This is a genomic window from Streptomyces formicae, from assembly GCF_002556545.1.
Taxonomy (GTDB): domain Bacteria; phylum Actinomycetota; class Actinomycetes; order Streptomycetales; family Streptomycetaceae; genus Streptomyces; species Streptomyces formicae_A.
On the sequence record NZ_CP022685.1, the window covers coordinates 7,902,255 to 7,922,580 of the forward strand.

The window sequence follows — 20,326 nt, forward strand, 5'->3', positions numbered from 1 at the left end:
CAAAGGGGGCCCGGACCATACGGTCCGGGCCCCACAAGCACTGCCAAAGCGCCGCTACGGCAACTGCGCCGCCCGCGCCTCACGCCGGTTGTCGCGGAAGTTGTTCAACCGTCGAGCCGTGGCGAAGAGGGGGATCACCGCGCCGAGGACGACCTGGAGCGCGCAGCCCGTCTGCAGGAGAAGCTGGCCGCCGGGAGCGTCGAACGCCCAGGCCGCGAGCAGCCCCATGGCCGCGACGATCCACGAGAGCATGGCCACCGCGAGGGGACCGCGCGGCTTCGGGTACTCGACGCGGCTGACCATGAGCCAGGCCGTGCCGATGATCGCCAGGAGCGTCGCCACGAAGGGCAGCTCCAGGAGCACGATCGAGACGACCGTGAGCGCGCCGAACGGCGATGGCATGCCCTGGAAGGTGCCGTCCTTCACGGTCACGCACGAGAACCGCGCAAGCCGCAGCACCACCGCCAACAGCACGACGATCGCGCCGACCGCCGCCACCCGCTGGTGCGCGTCGTCGGCGACCATGCCGTAGACGAGGACGAAGTACGCGGGCGCCAGACCGAAGCTGATCAGGTCCGACAGGTTGTCGAGCTCGGCGCCCATCGGCGAGGACCGCAGCTTGCGCGCCACGAGGCCGTCGAACAGGTCGAAGACGGCCGCGCAGAGCATCAGGATCACGGCGGTCGCGGCGGAGTGCCGCGCCATGCCGCTCTCGTTGCTGCCTTGCAGGTGCGGGATGAGGATGCCCGTGGTGGTGAAGTACACCGCCATGAACCCGCACGTGGCGTTACCGAGCGTGAGGGTGTCCGCTATTGAGAGGCGCAGCGAGAGAGGCATCTCCTCGTCGGCCTCGTCCTCCGCGGCCTCGGGCACCCAGCCCGCTTGTGTCTCAGGATCAACCACGGTCAATGCGAGTCACCCCAGCCACGGTCTTCTGACCGACCTCGACGTCCACCTCGACACCCTCGGGGAGGTAGATGTCGACGCGGGAGCCGAAGCGGATCAGGCCGATCCGCTCGCCCTGCTCCACCTTCGACCCCTGCGGCACGTAAGGCACGATGCGCCGCGCGACCGCGCCCGCGATCTGGATCATCTCGATGTCACCGAGCTCGGTGTCGAAGTGCCAGACAACGCGCTCGTTGTTCTCGCTCTCCTTGTTGAACGCCGGGACGAACCCGCCGGGGATGTGCTCCACGGACGTCACCGTGCCCGCGAGGGGCGCGCGGTTGACGTGGACGTTCAGCGGGCTCATGAAGATGGCGACGCGGGTGCGCCCGTCCTTCCACGGCATGATGCTCTGCACCACGCCGTCGGCGGGAGAGATGACCCGGCCCTGAGCGATCTCGCGCTCGGGGTCGCGGAAGAACCACAGCATGCCCGCCGCCAGCGCGGTGGCGGGTACGGCGACGGCCGCGGCGCCCTTGGAGCGGCGCGCGCGGGCGAGGCTGAGTGCCGCGGTGGCGACGGTCGGCAGGAGCCACGGCGATGCTCCGCGAGCAAGGCGTCCCTGAAGAATGCCGTCGCGTGGTGCAGAGGTTTGGCTGTGGGGCATGGATGACCTTCGTAGCGGATGATGCCGCGCAGTGAATGGGGGACGGCGGCTTTCTCCGGATGCTATCGGTTGCGAGGCACAACTGGGCAAGCCAGGAAGCCGAGTCGACGGCTGAAGAGTGTTGACAGGGTGTGATCTTCTTCGCGAAGAAAACCCCTCAAACCGGGCATCTAGCCCTGGAATCGATACTCTTCGAGCAGTCGACGACCAATGATCATTTTCTGGATCTCGGCGGTACCTTCACCGATCAACAGCATCGGAGCCTCCCTGTAGAGGCGCTCGATCTCGTACTCCTTCGAGAAGCCGTAACCGCCGTGAATCCTGAACGCGTCCTCCACGACTTCCTTGCAGTACTCGGAGGCGAGGTACTTCGCCATCCCCGCTTCGAGGTCGTTTCGCTCCCCGGAGTCCTTTTTGCGTGCTGCATTGACCATCATCGCATGGGCGGCCTCGACCTTGGTAGCCATCTCGGCCAGCTTGAACTGAATCGCCTGGTGCTGGGCGATCGCCTTGCCGAAAGTGTGACGTTGCTGGGCATAAGAGACACCGAGCTCAAATGCACGCTGAGCGACACCGCAACCACGCGCCGCCACATTGACGCGGCCGACTTCGACGCCGTCCATCATTTGGTAAAACCCTCGGCCCGTGGTCCCGCCGAGCACGCGATTGGCCGGAATACGTAGCCCGTCCATGATGAGTTCGGTCGTGTCGACGCCCTTGTAACCCATCTTGTCGATCTTGCCGGGGATGGTGAGGCCTGGTCGGACCTCTCCGAAACCGGGCTCCTTCTCGACAAGGAACGTGGTCATCGACTTGTGGGGCGCCGTGCCCTCGGGGTGTCCTTCGTCACTTCGGCACAGGACGGCCACCAAAGTGGATGTGCCGCCGTTCGTCAACCACATCTTCTGGCCGTTGAGGACGTACTCGTCCCCGTCCTTGACGCCCTTCGATGTGATCGCCGACACATCGGAGCCGAGTCCCGGCTCCGACATGGAGAACGCGCCGCGCACCTCGCCCGCCGCCATGCGCGGCAGGAACGTCTCCTTCTGCTCCTGCGTGCCGTGCTGCTTGAGCATGTAGGCCACGATGAAGTGGGTGTTGATGATGCCGGAGACCGACATCCAGCCGCGCGCTATCTCCTCCACGCACAGGGCGTAGGTGAGCAGCGACTCGCCCAGGCCGCCGTACTCCTCAGGGATCATGAGCCCGAACAGGCCCAACTCCTTGAGACCGTCCACGATCTGCTGCGGGTACTCGTCACGGTGCTCGAGATCGGTCGCGACAGGGATGATCTCCTTGTCGACGAAGTCCCGGACCGTGGACAGGATCTCCTGCTGGATGTCGGTGAGACCTGCGGTCTGCGCGAGTCGGCTCATGGCTACTTCTTCTCCGTGCTCGTCGAAGGGGCGTTGAGCTCCGGGCGGCCGGGCTGTTCGCCGCCGCGCTCCTTGATGTACGTCTCGGTGGGCACCATCACCTTGCGGCGGAACACGCAGACCAGGGTGCCGTCCTGCTTGTAGCCCTTCGTCTCCACGTGGACGATGCCCCGGTCGCTCTTCGACTTCGAAGGCGTCTTGTCCAGGACGGTCGTCTCGCCGTAGATCGTGTCGCCGTGGAAGGTCGGCGCCACGTGCTTGAGCGACTCGACCTCCAGGTTGGCGATGGCCTTTCCGGAGACGTCGGGGACGGACATGCCGAGCAGCAGCGAGTAGATGTAGTTGCCCACGACGACGTTCTTCCCGAAGTCCGTCGTCTTCTCCGCATAGTTGTTGTCCATGTGGAGCGGGTGGTGGTTCATGGTGAGCAGACAGAAGAGGTGGTCGTCGTACTCGGTGACCGTCTTTCCCGGCCAGTGCTTGTAGACGTCCCCGACGGTGAACTCTTCGTAGGTGCGGCCGAACTGCATGATGTCTTACGCCTCCGGAGCCTCGAACGTGGACGTGCGCTCCATGCCCGCCGCACGGCCCTTGCCGGAGATGACGAGCGCCATCTTCCGGCTCGCCTCGTCGATCATCTCGTCGCCGAGCATCGCCGAGCCCTTCTTGCCGCCCGCCTCGGACGTGTAGTACTCGTACGCGTCCAGGATCAGCTCGGCGTGGTCGAAGTCCTCCTGCGAGGGCGAGAAGACCTCGTTGGCCGCCTCGACCTGGCCGGGGTGCAGGACCCACTTGCCGTCGAAGCCGAGGGCCGCGGCGCGGTTCGCGACCTCGCGGTAGCCGTCGACGTTCTTGATCTGGAGGTAGGGGCCGTCGATCGCCTGGAGGTTGTTGGCGCGGGCGGCCATCAGGATCTTCATCAGGATGAAGTGGTAGGCGTCGGCCGGGTAGCCGGGCGGCTGCTCGCCGACGACGAGGGACTTCATGTTGATCGACGCCATGAAGTCGGCCGGGCCGAAGATGATCGTCTCGACGCGCTGGGACGCCTCGGCGATCGCGTTGACGTTGTTGAGGCCCTGGGCGTTCTCGATCTGCGCCTCGATGCCGATCTTGCCGACCTCGAAGCCCATGGTCTTCTCGATCTGGGTGAGCAGCAGGTCGAGCGCGACGACCTGGTCGGCCGTCTGCACCTTCGGCAGCATGATGCAGTCGAGGTTCTGGCCCGCGCCCTCGACGACCGTGACGACGTCGCGGTACGTCCACTCGGTGGTCCAGTCGTTGACGCGCACCACCCGCGTCTTGCCCGTCCAGTCGCCCTCGTTGAGGAACTTCACGATGGTGTGCCGGGCCTCGGGCTTGGCGAGCGGCGCGCAGGCGTCCTCCAGGTCCAGGAAGACCTGGTCGGCGGGGAGGCCCTGGGCCTTCTCCAGGAAGCGCGGATTCGAGCCCGGTACCGCGAGGCAGGAGCGACGCGGGCGAAGGCGGTTGATGGGCGCGGTCATGCGGGGACCTCCAGAGGGTCGAGCTTGTTCGCTTTCCGGATCTCGTCGACGATACGACCGATGATCTCCGTGATGCCGAAGTCCTTGGGCGTGAACACGGCGGCCACGCCCGCACGCTTCAGGTCTTCGGCGTCGGCGTTGGGGATGATGCCACCGACGATGACGGGGACGTCGGTGGCGCCCGCCTCGCGCATCCTGACGAGGACGTCGGGCACCAGCTCGGCGTGTGATCCGGAGAGGATCGACAGGCCGACGCAGTGCACGTCCTCGGCGAGCGCGGCGGACACGATCTGTTCCGGGGTGAGCCGGATGCCCTGGTAGACCACCTCGAACCCGGCGTCGCGGGCGCGCACGGCGATCTGTTCGGCGCCGTTGGAGTGGCCGTCCAGGCCCGGCTTGCCGACCAGGAGGCGGAGCTTGCCGCCGAGTTCCTCACCGGTCAGGGCGACCTTGCGCCGGACCTCGGCCATCGGCGTGCCCTCCTCGGCGGCCACCGCGACCGGCGCCGAGGAGACGCCGGTGGGGGCGCGGAACTCGCCGAACACCTCGCGCAGGGCCTCGGACCACTCGCCGGTCGTGACCCCGGCGCGGGCGCACTCCAGGGTGGCCTCCATGAGGTTCTCCGTACCGGCGGCCGCCTCCTTGAGGCGGTCGAGGGCCTGCTGGGTGGTCGGGAAGTGGTACGGGTCGCCCATGCCCTGGCGGTCCGATGACTCCTGACGCGTGGTGCGCCAGTCGCCGATGGCCCGCACGACCTTCGCCTCGACGGCGTGGTCCACCGTCATGATCGCGGCGTCCAGGTCGGCGGTGAGCGGGTTGGGCTCGGTCGACTCGTACACGTTCACGCCCACGATCTTCTCGTGGCCCGCCTCGATCCTGGCCCTGCGCTCGGCGTGCGAGGAGACGAGCTGGGACTTGAGGTAACCGGACTCGACGGCGGCCATCGCGCCGCCCATCTCCTGGATCCGGTCCATCTCGGTGAGCGAGTCGGTGACCAGCTCGTCGACCTTCTTCTCGATGACGTGCGAGCCCGCGAAGATGTCCTCGTACTCCAGCAGGTCGCTCTCGTGCGCGAGGACCTGCTGGATGCGCAGGGACCACTGCTGGTCCCAGGGGCGGGGGAGCCCCAACGCCTCGTTCCAGGCCGGGAGTTGCACGGCACGCGCGCGTGCGTCCTTGGAGAGCGTGACGGCCAGCATTTCGAGCACGATGCGCTGGACGTTGTTCTCCGGCTGGGCCTCGGTCAGGCCGAGGGAGTTGACCTGCACGCCGTAGCGGAACCGGCGCTGCTTCGGGTTCTCGATGCCGTACCGCTCGCGCGTGATCTGGTCCCAGATCCGCCCGAACGCCCGCATCTTGCACATCTCCTCGATGAAGCGGACACCCGCGTTCACGAAGAAGGAGATGCGGGCCACGACGTCCCCGAACTTCTCCTCGGGGACCTGCCCTGAGTCGCGTACGGCATCGAGAACCGCGACGGCGGTGGACATCGCGTACGCGATCTCCTGGACCGGTGTGGCCCCCGCCTCCTGGAGGTGGTAGCTGCAGATGTTGATCGGGTTCCACTTGGGGATGTGGGCCACCGTGTACGTGATCATGTCGGTGGTCAGGCGCAGGGAGGGCCCCGGCGGGAAGACGTGCGTCCCGCGCGAGAGGTACTCCTTGACGATGTCGTTCTGCGTCGTCCCCTGGAGCTGGGTGATGTCCGCGCCCTGCTCCTCCGCGACCACCTGGTAGAGCGCCAGAAGCCACATGGCGGTGGCGTTGATCGTCATCGAGGTGTTCATCCGGTCCAGGGGGATGTCCTGGAACAGCCGCCGCATGTCACCGAGGTGCGAGACCGGGACGCCGACCCGGCCGACCTCGCCGCGGGCGAGGATGTGGTCGGGGTCGTAGCCGGTCTGCGTGGGCAGGTCGAACGCGACCGAGAGGCCCGTCTGCCCCTTGGCGAGGTTGCGCCGGTACAGCTCGTTGGACGCCTCCGCCGTGGAGTGACCGGCGTACGTCCGCATGAGCCACGGCCGATCCTTCTGACGCTCTGTCATGTTCCGCTGCTCCTCGCTCGGTTCAGACGTTGCGGAAACGGTTGATGGCGTCGATGTGCTGGGCCCGCTTCTCCGGGTCGCGCACGCCCAGGCCCTCCTCGGGCGCGAGCGCGAGGACGCCGACCTTGCCCTGGTGGGCGTTGCGGTGGACGTCGTGGGCCGCCTGCCCCGTCTCTTCGAGCGAGTAGACCTTGGAGAGGGTGGGGTGGATCTTGCCCTTGGCGATCAGGCGGTTGGCCTCCCACGCCTCGCGGTAGTTGGCGAAGTGGGAGCCGATGATGCGCTTGAGGGACATCCACAGGTAGCGGTTGTCGTACTCGTGCATGTAGCCCGAAGTGGAGGCGCAGGTGGTGATGGTGCCGCCCTTGCGGGTGACGTAGACGCTGGCGCCGAAGGTCTCGCGGCCCGGGTGCTCGAAGACGATGTCGATGTCCTCGCCGCCGGTGAACTCGCGGATGCGCTTGCCGAAGCGCTTCCACTCCTTCGGGTCCTGGGTGCGCTCGTCCTTCCAGAACCGGTAGCCCTCGGCGCTGCGGTCGATGATCGCCTCGGCGCCCATCGCCCGGCAGATGTCCGCCTTCTGCTGGCTGGAGACGACACAGATCGGGTTGGCGCCGCCCGCGAGCGCGAACTGCGTGGCGTAGGAGCCGAGTCCACCGCTCGCGCCCCAGATCAGGACGTTGTCGCCCTGCTTCATCCCCGCGCCGTTGCGCGACACGAGCTGGCGGTACGCGGTGGAGTTGACCAGGCCGGGAGCGGCGGCCTCCTCCCAGCTGAGGTGGTTCGGCTTGGGCATCAGCTGGTTGGACTTGACGAGCGCGATCTCGGCGAGGCCGCCGAAGTTCGTCTCGAAGCCCCAGATGCGCTGCTCGGGGTCGAGCATCGTGTCGTTGTGGCCGTCGCTGGACTCCAACTCGACGCTCAGGCAGTGCGCGACGACCTCGTCGCCCGGGTTCCAGGCGTTCACGCCGGGGCCGGTGCGCAGGACGACGCCCGCGAGGTCGGAGCCGATGACGTGGTACGGCAGGTCGTGGCGCTTGGTGAGCTCGCTGACCCTGCCGTAGCGCTCCAGGAAGCCGAAGGTCGACAGCGGCTCGAAGATCGAGGTCCACACGGAGTTGTAGTTGACCGAGGAGGCCATGACGGCCACCAGGGCCTCGCCCGGGCCGAGTTCGGGCACCGGCACGTCGTCCAGGTGGAGGGACTTGCGGGGGTCCTTGTCGCGGGTGTCCAGGCCCGCGAACATCTCCGCCTCGTCCTTGTGCACGGTGATCGCGCGGTACGAGTCGGGCAGGGGGAGAGCGGCGAAGTCGGCAGACGTGGCGGTCTGCGACTGAATCGCGTCCAGGATTTCCTTCACGGTGATGCCTCCGGCGAAGAAGCGCTCTGCGGGAACGCTGCTTGAGGGTTACGTCGGGGTGCTGGTGGTGCTGGGTGGAGGTGTGCCGTCGGTTCGGCGAAGGGTGGTGCTCGGCGGCGCCGTGGTGGGGCGCGAGAGGTGCCTGTGACGCAGGCGTCCGGGCGCACAAGCCGTGGCTTGAGGGGACAGCCGACGTACGGAAGTTCTCTGCACGCCGGCCGCCCGGACAACATCAACGTATGACACCACGTGCCAACGGGCAAGGCACTGAGTGCCATGAGTTTTTGACCGATGATCGATCAGTGCAGGTCAGAGGGGGTGGCGGCATGCGAGAGGGGGCGCTACCGGTCGGTAGCGCCCCCTCGAAACCCAAGGACGAATCGTGACAAACCCGGACTAGGGGTGCTCCCTGAGTGCCTTCTCGATCGTTCGCATGACCTCGTCGAGCGGCGCGTCCGTACGGGCCACGGTGACGAGCACCTCGCCCTGCGCGGACACCGTGGCCGGGGTGGTGGCCGGTGCCGACGAGCGGCCCGCGCCGATCCCGGTGCCGAAGGTGCGCCGGACGATGCCGAACGCGTGGTCCAGGTGGTTCTCCAGGTCGCCCTGGCCGCCCGCCCGCAGCCAGCGGCGCAGGACGTGGTTGTGGGCGGTGACCACCGCCGATGCGGCGACCTCGGCGAGCAGCGGGTCGTCGTTGCCGTCGTGGTGCGCCTGCTCGTCGAAGTGGCCGAGCAGGTACCGCGTGAACAGCCGCTCGTAGCGGGCCACGGAGGCGATCTCGCGCTCGCGCAGCGTGGGCACCTCACGGGTGAGGCGGTAGCGCTCCACGGAGACCGCGGGCGAGGCCGCGTACATCTTCATGACTTCCTTGATGCCGCGGCACACCGTGTCGAGCGGATGCTCGTGCGCCGGGGCGGCGTTGAGCACCGCCTCCGCGCGGACCAGGGTGTCGTCGTGGTCGGGGAAGATCGCCTCTTCCTTGGAGCGGAAGTGCCGGAAGAAGGTCCGGCGGGCGACGCCCGCGGCGGCGGCGATCTCGTCGACCGTCGTCGCCTCGTACCCCTTGGTCGCGAAGAGTTCCATGGCCGCCGCAGCCAGCTCCCTGCGCATCTTGAGGCGTTGGGCGGCGGCACGGCTGCCCGCGGCGCTCTCCGGAGCGTCGGGGCTGGCGTTGCGTGAGGACTTGGCGGCCTTGGACATGCCACGAACGTACTGCATATGCGCAGCACGGTGCTCGTGTGGGAGGGGGCCGCCCGAGGGTTCGAGCAGCCCGCCCCAGTCCGTCGGAGAGTCCAGGCGGTCCTCGGTCGGCTCAGCGCCGGGCATATTCGCGGAAGCCACGACCCGTCTTGCGGCCGAGGCAGCCCGCGGCCACCAGGTGTTCGAGCAGCGGCGCCGGGGCCAGGCCCGGGTCGCGGAACTCGTGGTGCAGGACCTTCTCGATGGCGAGCGAGACGTCGAGGCCGACCACGTCCAGGAGCTCGAAGGGGCCCATGGGGTAGCCGCCGCCGAGCTTCATCGCGGCGTCGATGTCGTCCAGGGTGGCGTAGTGCTCCTGGACCATCTTGACCGCGTTGTTCAGGTACGGGAAGAGCAGCGCGTTCACGATGAAGCCCGCGCGGTCGCCGCAGTCCACCGGGTGCTTGCGGATCGCCGTGCAGACCTCGCGGACGGTGGCGTGCACGTCGTCCCCGGTCAGCACGGTGCGGACCACCTCGACCAGCTTCATCGCGGGCGCCGGGTTGAAGAAGTGCATGCCGATCACGTCGCGCGGGCGCGAGGTGGCGCGGGCGCAGGCGACGACCGGCAGCGAGGACGTCGTGGTCGCCAGGATCGCGCCCGGCTTGCAGACCTTGTCCAGCGTCGCGAACAGCTGCTGCTTGACCTCCAGGTCCTCCGCGATGGCCTCCAGGGCCAGATCGACGTCGGCGAACGCCTCGTACGAGTCGGCCGGGGTGATCCGCTCCAGGGTCTCCGCCGCCGACTCGGCGGACATCCTCCCCTTCTCGACCGAGCGGGCGAGGGACGTGCCGATGCGGGCCTTGGCGGTCCGCGCCTTCTCCTCGCTGCGCGCGGCGAGCACCACGTCGTACCCCGCCTTGGCGAAGACCTCGGCGATGCCGGACGCCATCGTGCCGGAGCCCGCCACCCCGACCGCGCGGACGGCACGGCTCGGGACGCGTCGCTCGTCCTCCTGCGGGGTCAGCGCGTCGCGCACCACCTCCGTGCTGCCGGGCTCGGCGTACGTGTAAAAGCCGCGCCCCGACTTGCGGCCGGTCAGGCCCGCCTCGCTGAGCTGCTTGAGGATCGGCGCGGGGGCGTGCAGGCGGTCGTGGGACTCGGCGTACATGGCGTCGAGGACCGTGCGGGCGGTGTCCACGCCGATCAGGTCGAGCAGCGCGAGCGGGCCCATCGGCAGGCCGCAGCCCAGCTTCATCGCGGCGTCGATGTCCTCGCGGGACGCGTACTTCGCCTCGTACATCGCGGCGGCCTGGTTGAGGTAGCCGAAGAGCAGCCCGTCGGCGACGAAACCGGGCCGGTCGCCGACCGCGACGGGCTCCTTGCCCAGGGCGTACGCGAGGTCGGTGACCGAGGCGACGGCGGCGGGCGCGGTCAGCACGGAGGAGACGACCTCGACGAGCTTCATCGCGGGCGCGGGGTTGAAGAAGTGCAGGCCGAGCACCCGCTCGGGGCGGGCGGACTCGGCGGCGAGCCGGGTGACGGACAGCGCGTTGGTGCCGGTCGCGATGATCGTGTCGGGGCGGACCACGGCGTCGAGTTCACGGACGATCCGCTGCTTGATCTCGTACGACTCGGGGACGACCTCGATCACCAGGTCGGCGTCGGCGGCGGCCTGCAGATCGGTGAAGGTGCGGACGCGGGCCAGGATGCCGCGCCGCTCCTCCTCGGTGAGGCGCTCGCGCCGCACCGCGCGGGCCGTCGAGGTCTCCAGGGCCACCACCGCCCGGGTGGCCGCCGCCTGGCTGATGTCGATGCCGATGACCTCGCGGCCCGCGCGGGCCAGGACCTCGGCGATGCCGGTGCCCATGGTGCCAAGACCGATGACGGCGACGGTGTTCAAGGGAGTGTCCATGCGTGGACTCCAGGAAGAGAGTGACGACTGAGGGGCGCACGCGCAGGCGGCAACTGCCGTACGGCGTGCGGAGAGTGATGCGTGTCGTGGCCGGGCGGCGAAGAGGGCACGCCCGGTGAGGAGCCGACGGGCCCTGTCCCGGAGCCGCGTCGTACTGGGTGGTGCAGCGGTACCTGACGTACCGAACCGACAAGCTGCCCACTGCGGCTGCGTCACCAGGCCGCGGCGGGAAAAGGAGGTGCTACGGGGAGTGTGCCCCGCTCACATGAGATTAACCGGCGAGTAACGAGCGCGCCAGCCCTCAGTGTTTGTGATCTACGTCGCCGCGGGGGATCGACGGCTAGGGCCTGTCCGGCGGGTCAGGGCGCGCTCGGGTGGCGTCCACCGTCCGGTGCGGGCGAGCGGGGTCTGGTGCGTGCAGCTGCAAGGCGGAGGAGGGCGGCAACGCAGTGGGGTCTCCCCTGCTCGAGCGGAGCCGAGAGCTTGGGGAAGTTGGCAACCGACGACAACGCCGGAGGGGGTGCCTCCCTGCTCGAGCGGAGCCGAGAGCTTGGGGGAGTGCGTGCCAGACCCCGCGACAGCGCCATGATCCGCCGGACAGGCCCTAGGCTCGCGCCCATGGATGAGGAGTTGCGGACGGTGACGGAACGTTTACGCGCCGAGGCGGGCGGCTCGAAGGAGTATGAGCGGCTGGTCGCGACCGGTGACCTCGACGAGCTCGCCGAGGTGCTCGTCTCGCCGGGACAGCCCTTGTGGACGCGGGAGTTGGCGGCGGTCCGGCTCGGCGTCGCCGGGGACCGGCGGGCCTTCGAAGCGCTCGTCCTGCTCCTCAACCACCGGGACGCGCCGCGCTGCGCGGCGGCGGCGTACGCGCTCGCCCGGCTCGGCGACCCCCGCACGGCGCGCGCGGCGGCCGCCCTCGCGACCAACGAACTCCGCGTCGCCTATGCCCTCCACCCGGTGCGCCTCCTGACGGAGCTGCGCGCCCCGGAGTCGGCGCCCGCGCTCATCACGACGCTGCGGCGGCGCCTCGCCCCGCACGACCCGTTCGGCAAGATCGCGCTCGCCTGCGTGGAGGGCCTGGGCGCGCTCGGTGATCCCCGGGCCAGACCGGTCCTGACCGCGGCGCGGGCCCACCCCCGGCTCGCGGCGGCGGCCTCGGCGGCGCTGGCGCGGTTGCCGGAGTGAGCGCCCGGGTGGGCGCGGCGCCTACTCGGCCACCACCGCGAACGCCTCGATCTCCATCAGGTACTCGGGGGCGACGAGCGCGCCCACCTGCATCGCCGATGCCGCGGGGAGTCGCCCGGGGTCCAGGAAGGCGTCCCTGGCGGCGCGGATCGCGGGCATGTGCGCCATGTCCGTCACGAAGTACGTCAGCTTCACGACGTCGTCGAACGTCGCGCCCGCCGCGGCGAGGCAGCGCCGCAGGTTCTCGAACACCCGCAGGGCCTGCACCGCCGCGTCACCCTCGCCGACCAGCTTGCCGTCCTCGTCCAGGGCCAACTGCCCCGATATCGCGATGAATCGGCCCGTGCCCATCACGACGTGGGTGTACGCGGTGGCGGGGGCGACGCCCTCGGGGGCGCGGATGTGGGTCAGTCTGCTCATGGCCCCATGGTGGACCACGGGTGTGACAACGCGACCCGTCAGATCAGCTCTTCGGCCAGCAGGTCCGTCAGCAAGGCGTCCTGCCACGCGCCGGTCGCGTGGTCACGGGCGTACGACCGCATGATTCCGACCGGCTTGAACCCCGCCTTGCCGTAGCTGCGGATCGCCGTGAGGAAGATGTCGATGCCCGCGTGCCGGAACTCCGGGTCGTCCTCCTCCTCGTACTGCACCGCCCCGATGACCTCGCCGTCGTGCACGGGGCGTAGCCGTACTTTCTCACCGTTGAGTTCCACTCCCGCATGGTGTCCGGGACCGCGCCTGCGGATGCAGCAGTTTCGATCAGCCCGCATGCTGAAGGTGACGGCTCGAACCGAGGAGGCCGACGATGTCCGTGATGGACAAGCTCAAGCAGATGCTCAAGGGGCATGAGGACCAGGCGGGGAAGGGCGTCGACAAGGCCGGCGACTTCGTCGACGACAAGACCCAGGGCAAGTACAGCTCCCAGGTGGACACGGCCCAGGACAAGCTCAAGGAGCAGCTGGGCAGGGACCAGGACCAGCCGCCCCAGTCGTGACGCGGAGCCTCCCGTCGTGACGCGGAGCCTCTAGGGCGGACATCGGGGGCGGCGCGCGCCGCGCCGCCGCCCCCGATGCATGATCTGACCCATGCTCGTGGAGTCCCTGTCCGTCGCGGCCCTGGCCGTGGTCCTCGTCTGCGCCGTCGTCCGGCCGTTCCGCTGGCCGGAGGCGGCCTTCGCCGTACCCGCCGCCGGTGTCGTGATCCTCAGCGGCGCGATCCCGCTCGACGCCGTGCGCGACGAGGCCGCGCGGCTCGGCCCGGTGATCGGCTTCCTCGCGGGCGTCCTCGTGCTCGCCAAGCTCTGCGCCGACGAGGGACTCTTCCACGCCTGCGGTACATGGATGGCGCGTTGGGCCCGACGGCGCCCGCGCCGACTCCTGACCGCCGTCTTCGGACTCGCCTCGGTGATCACCGCGGCGCTGAGCCTGGACGCCACCGTGGTCCTGCTGACCCCGGTGGTCTTCGCCACGGCCGCCCGCATGGGCGCCCCGCCCAAGCCGCACGTCTACGCGAGCGCCCATCTGTCCAACACCGCGTCGCTCCTGCTGCCCGTGTCGAACCTGACGAACCTGCTCGCGTTCACCGCGACGGGGCTGAGCTTCACGCGCTTCGCCCTGCTCATGACGCTGCCCTGGCTGGCCGCCATCGCCGTCGAGTACGCCGTCTTCCGGCGGTTCTTCGCCGCGGAACTCGACGAGCCCGTCGACGGCGGCGACACGGCGGAGCCGCCCGAGATGCCGCTGTTCGCCCTGGTGACCGTCGTCGCCACGCTCGCCGGGTTCGCCGTCGCCTCGGCCGTCGGCGTCGACCCGGCCTGGGCCGCGGCGGCCGGAGCGCTCGTCCTCGGCGTACGGGCCCTGGTACGCGGTCGTACGACCCCGGTGGCGATCCTGCGCTCGGCGTCCCTGCCCTTCCTCGCCTTCGTCCTGGCGCTCGGCGTCGTCGTCAGGGCCGTCGTCGACAACGGCCTCGGCGACGCGCTCGGCCACGTCCTGCCGGACGGCGCCTCGCTGCCCGCCCTGCTCGGCACCGCGGCCGTCGCCGGGCTGCTCGCCAACCTGATCAACAACCTGCCCGCGGTCCTCGCCCTGGTCCCGCTGGCCGCGCCGTCCGGCCCCGGCGCCGTCCTCGCCGTACTGATCGGCGTGAACATCGGACCCAACCTCACCTACGCGGGCTCCCTCGCCACGCTCCTGTGGCGGCGCATCGCGCACCAGCACGAACACGACGTCGACCTCGGGGAGTTCACCCGCCTCGGTCTCCTCACCACGCCCGCGGCCCTCACCCTGTCGACCCTCGCGCTCTGGGTGTCCCTGCGGCTGCTGCCGGTCTGAGCCCGCCGTCGAGCACGGACCCGATTTGGGAGGCCGGTGGGCAGGGTGGTTGGCTTTCCGTGAACTCCCCGAAAAACCAAGTGCTGGAGGAAGTGCAATGGCGCAGGTCGAGGCGACCACGGAGCGGATCATCGCGGCACAGCCTGACGATGTCTTCGACGCACTGGCCGACTACAACGGCACGCGCGAGAAGGTCCTTTCCGACCACTTCAGCGAGTACGAGGTGCGCGAGGGCGGCGACGGCGAGGGCACCCTCGTCCACTGGAAGCTGCAGGCCACCAGCAAGCGCATCAGGGACTGCCTGCTGGAGGTCAGCGAGCCGAACGACGGCGAACTGGTCGAGAAGGACCGCAACTCCTCGATGGTCACCACCTGGACCGTGACCCCGGCGGGCGAGGGCAAGTCCCGCGTGGTCGTCTCCACCGTGTGGAACGGCGCGGGCGGCATCGGCGGCTTCTTCGAGAAGACGTTCGCGCCCAAGGGCCTCGGGCGGATCTACGACACCGTGCTCGGCAAGCTCGCCGCCGAGGTCGAGAAGTAGCCCCAACCCCCGCGTGACCCATCGGGGTTGTTCTCCCGCTCACCGTTTCGAGTGGTTTTCGTTCCGGCTCCGTTGTACGCCGTAGGGCTCCGACCGGCAGTTACGCCGGTGAGGCCCGGCGAGAGGGCGACTCGTCGCGCTTGCTCCCAGTTGTCGCGTAATGCGAGAAATGGGCGGCGCAAGCGCGACGAGGGGAGCAGTACGTGGGCGGGACGACGCTGGTGAAGGCCGTCGAGCGGGACGGCACGGACGCCGTCGGGACGGCCGACGCACCTCCCGAGCGGGGTGCGGCACAGGCCCCGCCGCCCCCCGCTCCAGGAGCCGCGGCGCACGGGCTCAGCCCCCGCCGGGTCCGGATGGTCTTCGTCGGGCTGATGCTCGCCCTGCTGCTCGCCGCCCTGGAGCAGATGATCGTCGCCACCGCGCTCCCCAAGATCGTCGGGGAGCTGCACGGCCTGGACAAGATGTCCTGGGCGATCACCGCCTACCTGCTGACCTCGACCGTCGGACTGCCCATCTACGGCAAGCTCGGCGACCTCTTCGGCCGCAAGGGCGTCTTCCAGTTCGCGATCGTCATCTTCGTCATCGGCTCGGCGCTGGCGGGCTGGTCGCGGACCATGGACCAGCTCATCGCGTTCCGCGCCCTCCAGGGCGTCGGCGCGGGCGGACTCATGATCGGCGTACAGGCGATCATCGCCGACATCGTGCCGCCCCGGCAGCGCGGCCGCTACATGGGCCTCATCGGCGCCTCCTTCGGCCTCGCCTCGGTGGCGGGCCCGCTGCTCGGCGGCTTCTTCGCCGACCACGCCTCCTGGCGCTGGTGCTTCTACTTCAACGTGCCCTTCGGCCTGGTCACGCTCGTCGTCGTCAGCCTGGTCCTGAAGCTGCCCAAGCCCGCGGCGCGGTGCAGGCTCGACGTCCTCGGTGCGCTGCTGCTCGCCGCCGCCTCCACCTGTCTGGTGCTGCTCACCAGCTGGGGCGGCACCGAGTACGCCTGGAGCGACCGCGTCATCCTGGGGCTCGGCGCGGGAGCCGTCGTCTCGACGCTGCTCTTCCTCGTCACCGAGCGCTTCGCGGCAGAACCGATCATTCCGCTGCGCCTGTTCCGCGATCCGGTCTTCGCCGTCACCGGTCTGGTGGGCATGGTCGTCGGCATCGCCCTCTTCGGAGCGGCCAGCTATCTGCCGACCTTCCTGCAGATGGTCGACGGGGCCAGCGCGACCGAGTCGGGCCTCCTGATGCTGCCGATGATGGGCGGCATCGTCGGCGCGTCGATCATCTCCGGCCAGCTGATCAGTCACACCGGGCGCTACAAGATCTACCCGGTGCTCGGCGGCGCCCTCTCCGTAGTCGGCATGTGGCTGCTCTCACGCCTCGAAGTCGACACGCCCCGGCTGCACTACAGCATCTGGATGGCCGTGCTCGGCGCCGGTATCGGCATGGTCATGCCGGTCCTGGTCCTCGCCGTGCAGAACGCGGTGGGGCCCGCGGACCTCGGCACCGCCACCAGCGCCAACAACTACTTCCGGCAGATCGGCGGCAGCGTCGGAGCCGCCGTCTTCGGCACGCTCTTCGCCAACCGGCTCGCCGACGCGCTCGCCGACCGGATCCCGGCGGACGCGGGCGCGGCCCTGCCCGACGCCGAGTCCATCACCCCGCAGCTCGTCCACGCGCTGCCCGCGCCGCTGCGCGACGGCTACATCCAGGCATACGCCGACGCGATGCCGCGGATCTTCCTCTACCTGGTGCCGGTGCTCGTCCTCGGCATGCTGATCGCCTTCTTCCTCAAGGAGACACCCCTGTTGTCCAGCGCAGCTTCCCAGAACGCACCCGTCGCCGAGCCCGCGCCCATCCCTCAGGCCCGTACGGCGGCGTACACCGCGGGCGTCCCGGTGTGCGGCACCGTGCAGCACCCCGACGGCACCGTGGTGCCCCGCGCGGCCCTGACCCTCATCGACGTCGCGGGACAACAGATCGGCAGGGGCGCGAGCGGCGAGGACGGCCGGTACGCCCTGTCCACGCCGGGATCGGGATCGTTCGTGCTCATCGCGGCCGCGGGCGGGCACCAGCCGCAGGCCGTCACCGTCACCGTCGGCGAGCGCCCCGTCGACCTCGACGTGGTCCTCGGCGGCGCGGGCCGCCTCGCGGGAACCGTCGTCACCGCCGACGGGACGCCCGTCAGGGACGCCGCCGTCACCCTCACCGACGTCCGCGGCGAGGTCGTCGCCACCACCCGCAGCGGGCGCGAAGGCAGCTATGTGATCACGGAGTTGGTGGCGGGCGAGTACACCCTCGCGGCCAGCGCCCCCGCCTTCCGCCCCGCCGCGCTGCCCGTCTCCGTGCAGGCGTCCAGGGAGACCCGCCAGGACGTGGAGCTCGCGGGCGGTGCCGTGCTGCGGGGCACCGTACGGGCCGGCGGCGGGCGGGCCGTGGAGGACGCGCGCGTGACGCTGCTCGACGCCGCGGGCAACGTCGTCGACACCCTGACCACGGGAGCGGACGGCACGTTCCGCTTCGTCGACCTGTCGTCGGGCGAGTACACCGTCATCGCGGCGGGTTACCCGCCGGTCGCCACGGTCCTGCAGGTCGCCGGCGGTGGCCGCACCGAGCGTGACCTCCAGCTGGGGCACGAGGACTGAGCGCGGGGCGGGCCGGGGGGCGTGCGCCGGAGGCCGTGTCCGCGGCCAATTCCCGTATTGCGCCGCACGGCAACCTGCCCCGGTCGTACGGTGGTTGGTGGCGGCTCAGATCTTGCGCTGCCACGGGAAGGGGCAAGGGCCATGGAACAAGGCACTCCGGGCAGCGGGCCTGTGGCGCAGCGTGCCATGGCCGGGCGCATCCCGCTGGCCGTGGTCGTCGTCGACGGCAGCGGTCTCGTCTCCCACTGGAGCACCGGCGCGCGACGCCTTTTCGGGTACGCCAAGGAGGCGGCCGTAGGACGTCCCGTGGGCGACCTGCTCCCCGTGCACGGCGCCATACCGGACGCTGCGGCGCCCTACGGGGAGTACGACGGACTCGGCCCCGACCTGGAGACCTCCCTCGACGGACGCATCTCCTACCCGGCGGCAGGACGCGCCCGGCTCGACGAGCCGGACGGCGGCTCCGCCCGCCGTCTCGACGTGCTGTGGTGGGCGTACCCCCTGGTCGGCCCCGGGCCCGAGCGGCTGCTCGTGCTCGCCGCCGACGCCGCCGCGCTGACCGACGCCCACCGCCCGGAGGACCAGGGCGAGCAGGGTGCGCGGGAGGACGGGACCCAGGGGAGCGCGGCCTTCAGGCAGTGGGGGAGCATCGCTCCCGGGTTCGCCCTGCACACGGACTTCCCCGGCGCGGACCGGCTCGCCGACCGGCTGCCCGAGATCCTGCCCAGCATGAGCGTCGGCGAGAGCTCCCGCATCGTCGCGCAGGTCCTCGAACTGGGCTATCCGGTCCTGGAGTTCAGCCAGCACGACCGGGTGCCCGTCACCCCCGACTGGGGCGTGGCCCGGCGCGCCGAGCGCAAGGAGCGCAGGCAGCGGGCCGAGTGGGCCGCGGCGCACGGCCTGCCCGCCGCCGAGGCCACGGCCGACGACGAGGGCGACGACATCGAGTACACCGCCGTGCGCGAGCGCCTGGAGTTCCTGAACGAGGTCAGCGGGCGCATCGGCTCCTCGCTCGACCTGTCGCAGACGATCGTGGAGGTCAGCAAGGCGGTCGTGCCGCGCTTCACGGACGTCGCGGGCACCTACCTGCGGGAACAGGTCGTCGCGGGCGAGGGGTTCCCCGACGGCGTGCCGGACGAGACCACGATGTGGCACCGGGTCGCCCTGGAGCACACGGACGAGCCGGGCCGCTGGGACGACGTGGTGCCGGTCGGCGAGTCCATGCCGTTCCCCGCGCACACGCCGTTCTTCCAGTGCATGACCTCCGGGGACCCGGTGCTCGTGCCGCGCATCACCGAGGAGATGGGCAATGCCATCGCCTCCCAGTTCGAGAAGCGCGACATCCGGCCGCTGATCAACCACCGCTCGATGCTCGTCGTCCCGCTCAAGGCGCGCAACGTGGTGCTCGGCTTCATGATCCTGCTCCGCCACCGGGAGCGCCCCGTCTTCAACGACATGGACCGCGTCACCGGCGCCGAACTGGCGGCCCGCGCGGGCCTCGTGCTCGACAACGCCCGCATGTACACGTACCAGGAGAGCGTCGCCGACACCCTCCAGGACAGCATGCTGCCGCACATCCAGCCCCGCATGCCCGGCGGCGACATCGCCACCCGCTATCTGCCGGGCACGCTGCTCGGCCGGGTCGGCGGCGACTGGTTCGACTCCGTGAAGCTCCCGGGGTCCAGGACCGCGCTCGTCGTCGGCGACGTGATGGGCCACGGCCTGAACTCGGCGGCGATGATGGGCCAGTTGCGGACGGCGGTGCAGACGATGGCCGCCCTCGACCTGCCGCCCGAGCAGCTCCTGCGCAACCTCGACGACCTCGCCCAGCGACTCGGCGAGCACTACCTGGCGACCTGCCTCTACGCGGTGTACGACCCCATCGCGAGCGAGCTGATCCTCGCCAACGCCGGGCACATCCCGCCCGTCCTGGTGCGCGCGGCGGACGGCCGCAGCGAGCTGCTCGACCTGCCGACGGGCGCGCCCATCGGTGTCGGCGGCGTCCCCTTCGAATCCGTACGCGTCAGGGTCGAGCCCGGCGACCGGCTGCTGATGTGCACCGACGGGCTCGTCGAGGTCCGCGGCGAGGACATCGGCGTCGGCCTGGCCACGCTCACCGAGTCCGCCGCGCACCCCGCCGCCTCCATGGACGACGCCTGCGACACGATCATCCGGGCGCTCAACACCCGCGGCGGCCGCAAGGACGACGTGGCGCTCCTGATGGCCAGGCTCAACGGCATCGCCGCCGAGGACATCGCGCACTGGCGGCTCGAGACCGGGCCCGGCGAGGTGCGCAGGGCCCGCGAGCTGGTCGGCGCACAGCTGCGGGACTGGTCCCTCGGCGCGCTCGCCGAGACCGCGGAGCTGCTCGTCAGCGAGCTCGTCACCAACGTCGTACGCCACGCCCGCAGCGAGCGGCTCGAACTGCGTCTGGTCCGTTCCGCCGTGCTGATGTGCGAGGTCGAGGACGACGACCACGCGCTGCCGACGCTCATGAGCGCGGGCGGCGGCGACGAGTTCGGGCGCGGCCTGCGGGTCGTCAGCGCGCTCGCCAAGGAGTGGGGCACGAGCCGTACGAACGCGGGGAAGACCGTCTGGTTCGAACTGCCGCTGCCCCGGCGGTAGCGCGCGGGCCGGCGCGCGCCCGTCGAACGAGCGGTGAAGGATCGCGCGGGTGCCTTGTCCGCGCGCCC

At 70.1% G+C, this 20,326-nt stretch carries 16 protein-coding genes and 1 pseudogene; 6 read left to right on the forward strand and 11 right to left on the reverse strand.

The genetic code is table 11. The annotated features are described in order from the left end of the window. Positions 1-54: 54 nt before the first annotated feature. The 9 genes from pssA to KY5_RS34420 form a co-directional block, all read right to left on the reverse strand. Positions 55-909 carry a CDP-diacylglycerol--serine O-phosphatidyltransferase gene (pssA, locus tag KY5_RS34380; RefSeq protein ID WP_079043980.1) on the reverse strand — a complete coding sequence of 285 codons (855 nt, stop codon included), beginning with the start codon at positions 907-909 and terminating at the stop codon, positions 55-57. Further along, positions 896-1,552: a phosphatidylserine decarboxylase gene (locus KY5_RS34385; RefSeq protein WP_055555195.1), complete on the reverse strand. Its 657-nt coding sequence runs from the start codon at positions 1,550-1,552 to the stop codon at positions 896-898. Before KY5_RS34385 ends, pssA begins: the two co-directional genes overlap by 14 nt. Positions 1,553-1,722: 170 nt before the next feature. Continuing rightward, on the reverse strand, positions 1,723-2,928 hold the full coding sequence (locus tag KY5_RS34390; RefSeq protein ID WP_098245862.1) for an acyl-CoA dehydrogenase family protein: 1,206 nt from the start codon (positions 2,926-2,928) through the stop codon (positions 1,723-1,725). Positions 2,929-2,930: 2 nt separating this feature from the next. Then, a complete protein-coding gene (locus KY5_RS34395) occupies positions 2,931-3,458 on the reverse strand; it encodes a MaoC family dehydratase (RefSeq protein ID WP_098245863.1) in 528 nt (175 codons plus the stop codon). Between the two features lie 6 nt (positions 3,459-3,464). Further along, a complete protein-coding gene (locus KY5_RS34400) occupies positions 3,465-4,430 on the reverse strand; it encodes an HpcH/HpaI aldolase/citrate lyase family protein (RefSeq protein ID WP_098245864.1) in 966 nt (321 codons plus the stop codon). Next, positions 4,427-6,475, reverse strand: coding sequence for a protein meaA (locus KY5_RS34405; RefSeq protein ID WP_098245865.1), 2,049 nt, complete (start codon positions 6,473-6,475; stop codon positions 4,427-4,429). The genes KY5_RS34400 and KY5_RS34405 overlap by 4 nt, the downstream gene beginning before the upstream one ends. 22 nt (positions 6,476-6,497) lie before the next feature. Next, the gene (gene ccrA, locus KY5_RS34410) at positions 6,498-7,841 is read right to left on the reverse strand and encodes a crotonyl-CoA carboxylase/reductase (protein ID WP_098245866.1); all 1,344 of its coding nucleotides are present in this window, start codon (positions 7,839-7,841) and stop codon (positions 6,498-6,500) included. Positions 7,842-8,231: 390 nt separating this feature from the next. Then, positions 8,232-9,056, reverse strand: a complete 825-nt coding sequence (locus tag KY5_RS34415) for a TetR family transcriptional regulator (RefSeq protein ID WP_199843367.1) — start codon at positions 9,054-9,056, stop codon at positions 8,232-8,234. A 94-nt stretch (positions 9,057-9,150) separates the two neighbouring features. After that, positions 9,151-10,932: a 3-hydroxyacyl-CoA dehydrogenase family protein gene (locus tag KY5_RS34420; protein WP_098245868.1), complete on the reverse strand. Its 1,782-nt coding sequence runs from the start codon at positions 10,930-10,932 to the stop codon at positions 9,151-9,153. Positions 10,933-11,550: 618 nt separating this feature from the next. Here KY5_RS34420 and KY5_RS34425 point away from each other — a divergent pair. After that, positions 11,551-12,120 (forward strand): adenylosuccinate lyase, encoded by a 570-nt coding sequence (locus KY5_RS34425; protein WP_098245869.1) that lies wholly within the window; start codon positions 11,551-11,553, stop codon positions 12,118-12,120. A 21-nt stretch (positions 12,121-12,141) separates the two neighbouring features. Here KY5_RS34425 and KY5_RS34430 read toward each other — a convergent pair whose 3' ends face one another. Both KY5_RS34430 and KY5_RS34435 read right to left on the reverse strand, forming a co-directional pair. Next, complete coding sequence (locus KY5_RS34430) at positions 12,142-12,540, reverse strand: RidA family protein (RefSeq protein WP_098245870.1); 399 nt, start codon at positions 12,538-12,540, stop codon at positions 12,142-12,144. A 38-nt stretch (positions 12,541-12,578) separates the two neighbouring features. Then, positions 12,579-12,797, reverse strand: a pseudogene (locus KY5_RS34435) (aminoglycoside 6'-N-acetyltransferase); the annotation flags it as partial. 128 nt (positions 12,798-12,925) lie between these two features. On the opposite strand from KY5_RS34435, the gene KY5_RS34440 reads away from it, so the two are divergent. The 5 genes from KY5_RS34440 (at position 12,926) to KY5_RS34460 (ending at position 20,258) form a co-directional block, all read left to right on the forward strand. Continuing rightward, entirely contained in the window at positions 12,926-13,114 is a 189-nt protein-coding gene (locus KY5_RS34440) for an antitoxin (RefSeq protein ID WP_098245872.1), read from the forward strand. A 91-nt stretch (positions 13,115-13,205) separates the two neighbouring features. Next, a complete protein-coding gene (locus tag KY5_RS34445) occupies positions 13,206-14,453 on the forward strand; it encodes an SLC13 family permease (RefSeq protein ID WP_098245873.1) in 1,248 nt (415 codons plus the stop codon). Between the two features lie 97 nt (positions 14,454-14,550). After that, positions 14,551-14,994 (forward strand): SRPBCC family protein, encoded by a 444-nt coding sequence (locus KY5_RS34450; RefSeq protein ID WP_098245874.1) that lies wholly within the window; start codon positions 14,551-14,553, stop codon positions 14,992-14,994. Between the two features lie 203 nt (positions 14,995-15,197). After that, positions 15,198-17,633 (forward strand): MFS transporter, encoded by a 2,436-nt coding sequence (locus tag KY5_RS34455; protein WP_199843369.1) that lies wholly within the window; start codon positions 15,198-15,200, stop codon positions 17,631-17,633. 141 nt (positions 17,634-17,774) lie between these two features. Next, positions 17,775-20,258, forward strand: a complete 2,484-nt coding sequence (locus KY5_RS34460) for a SpoIIE family protein phosphatase (RefSeq protein WP_098245875.1) — start codon at positions 17,775-17,777, stop codon at positions 20,256-20,258. The last annotated feature ends 68 nt before the right edge of the window (positions 20,259-20,326 follow it).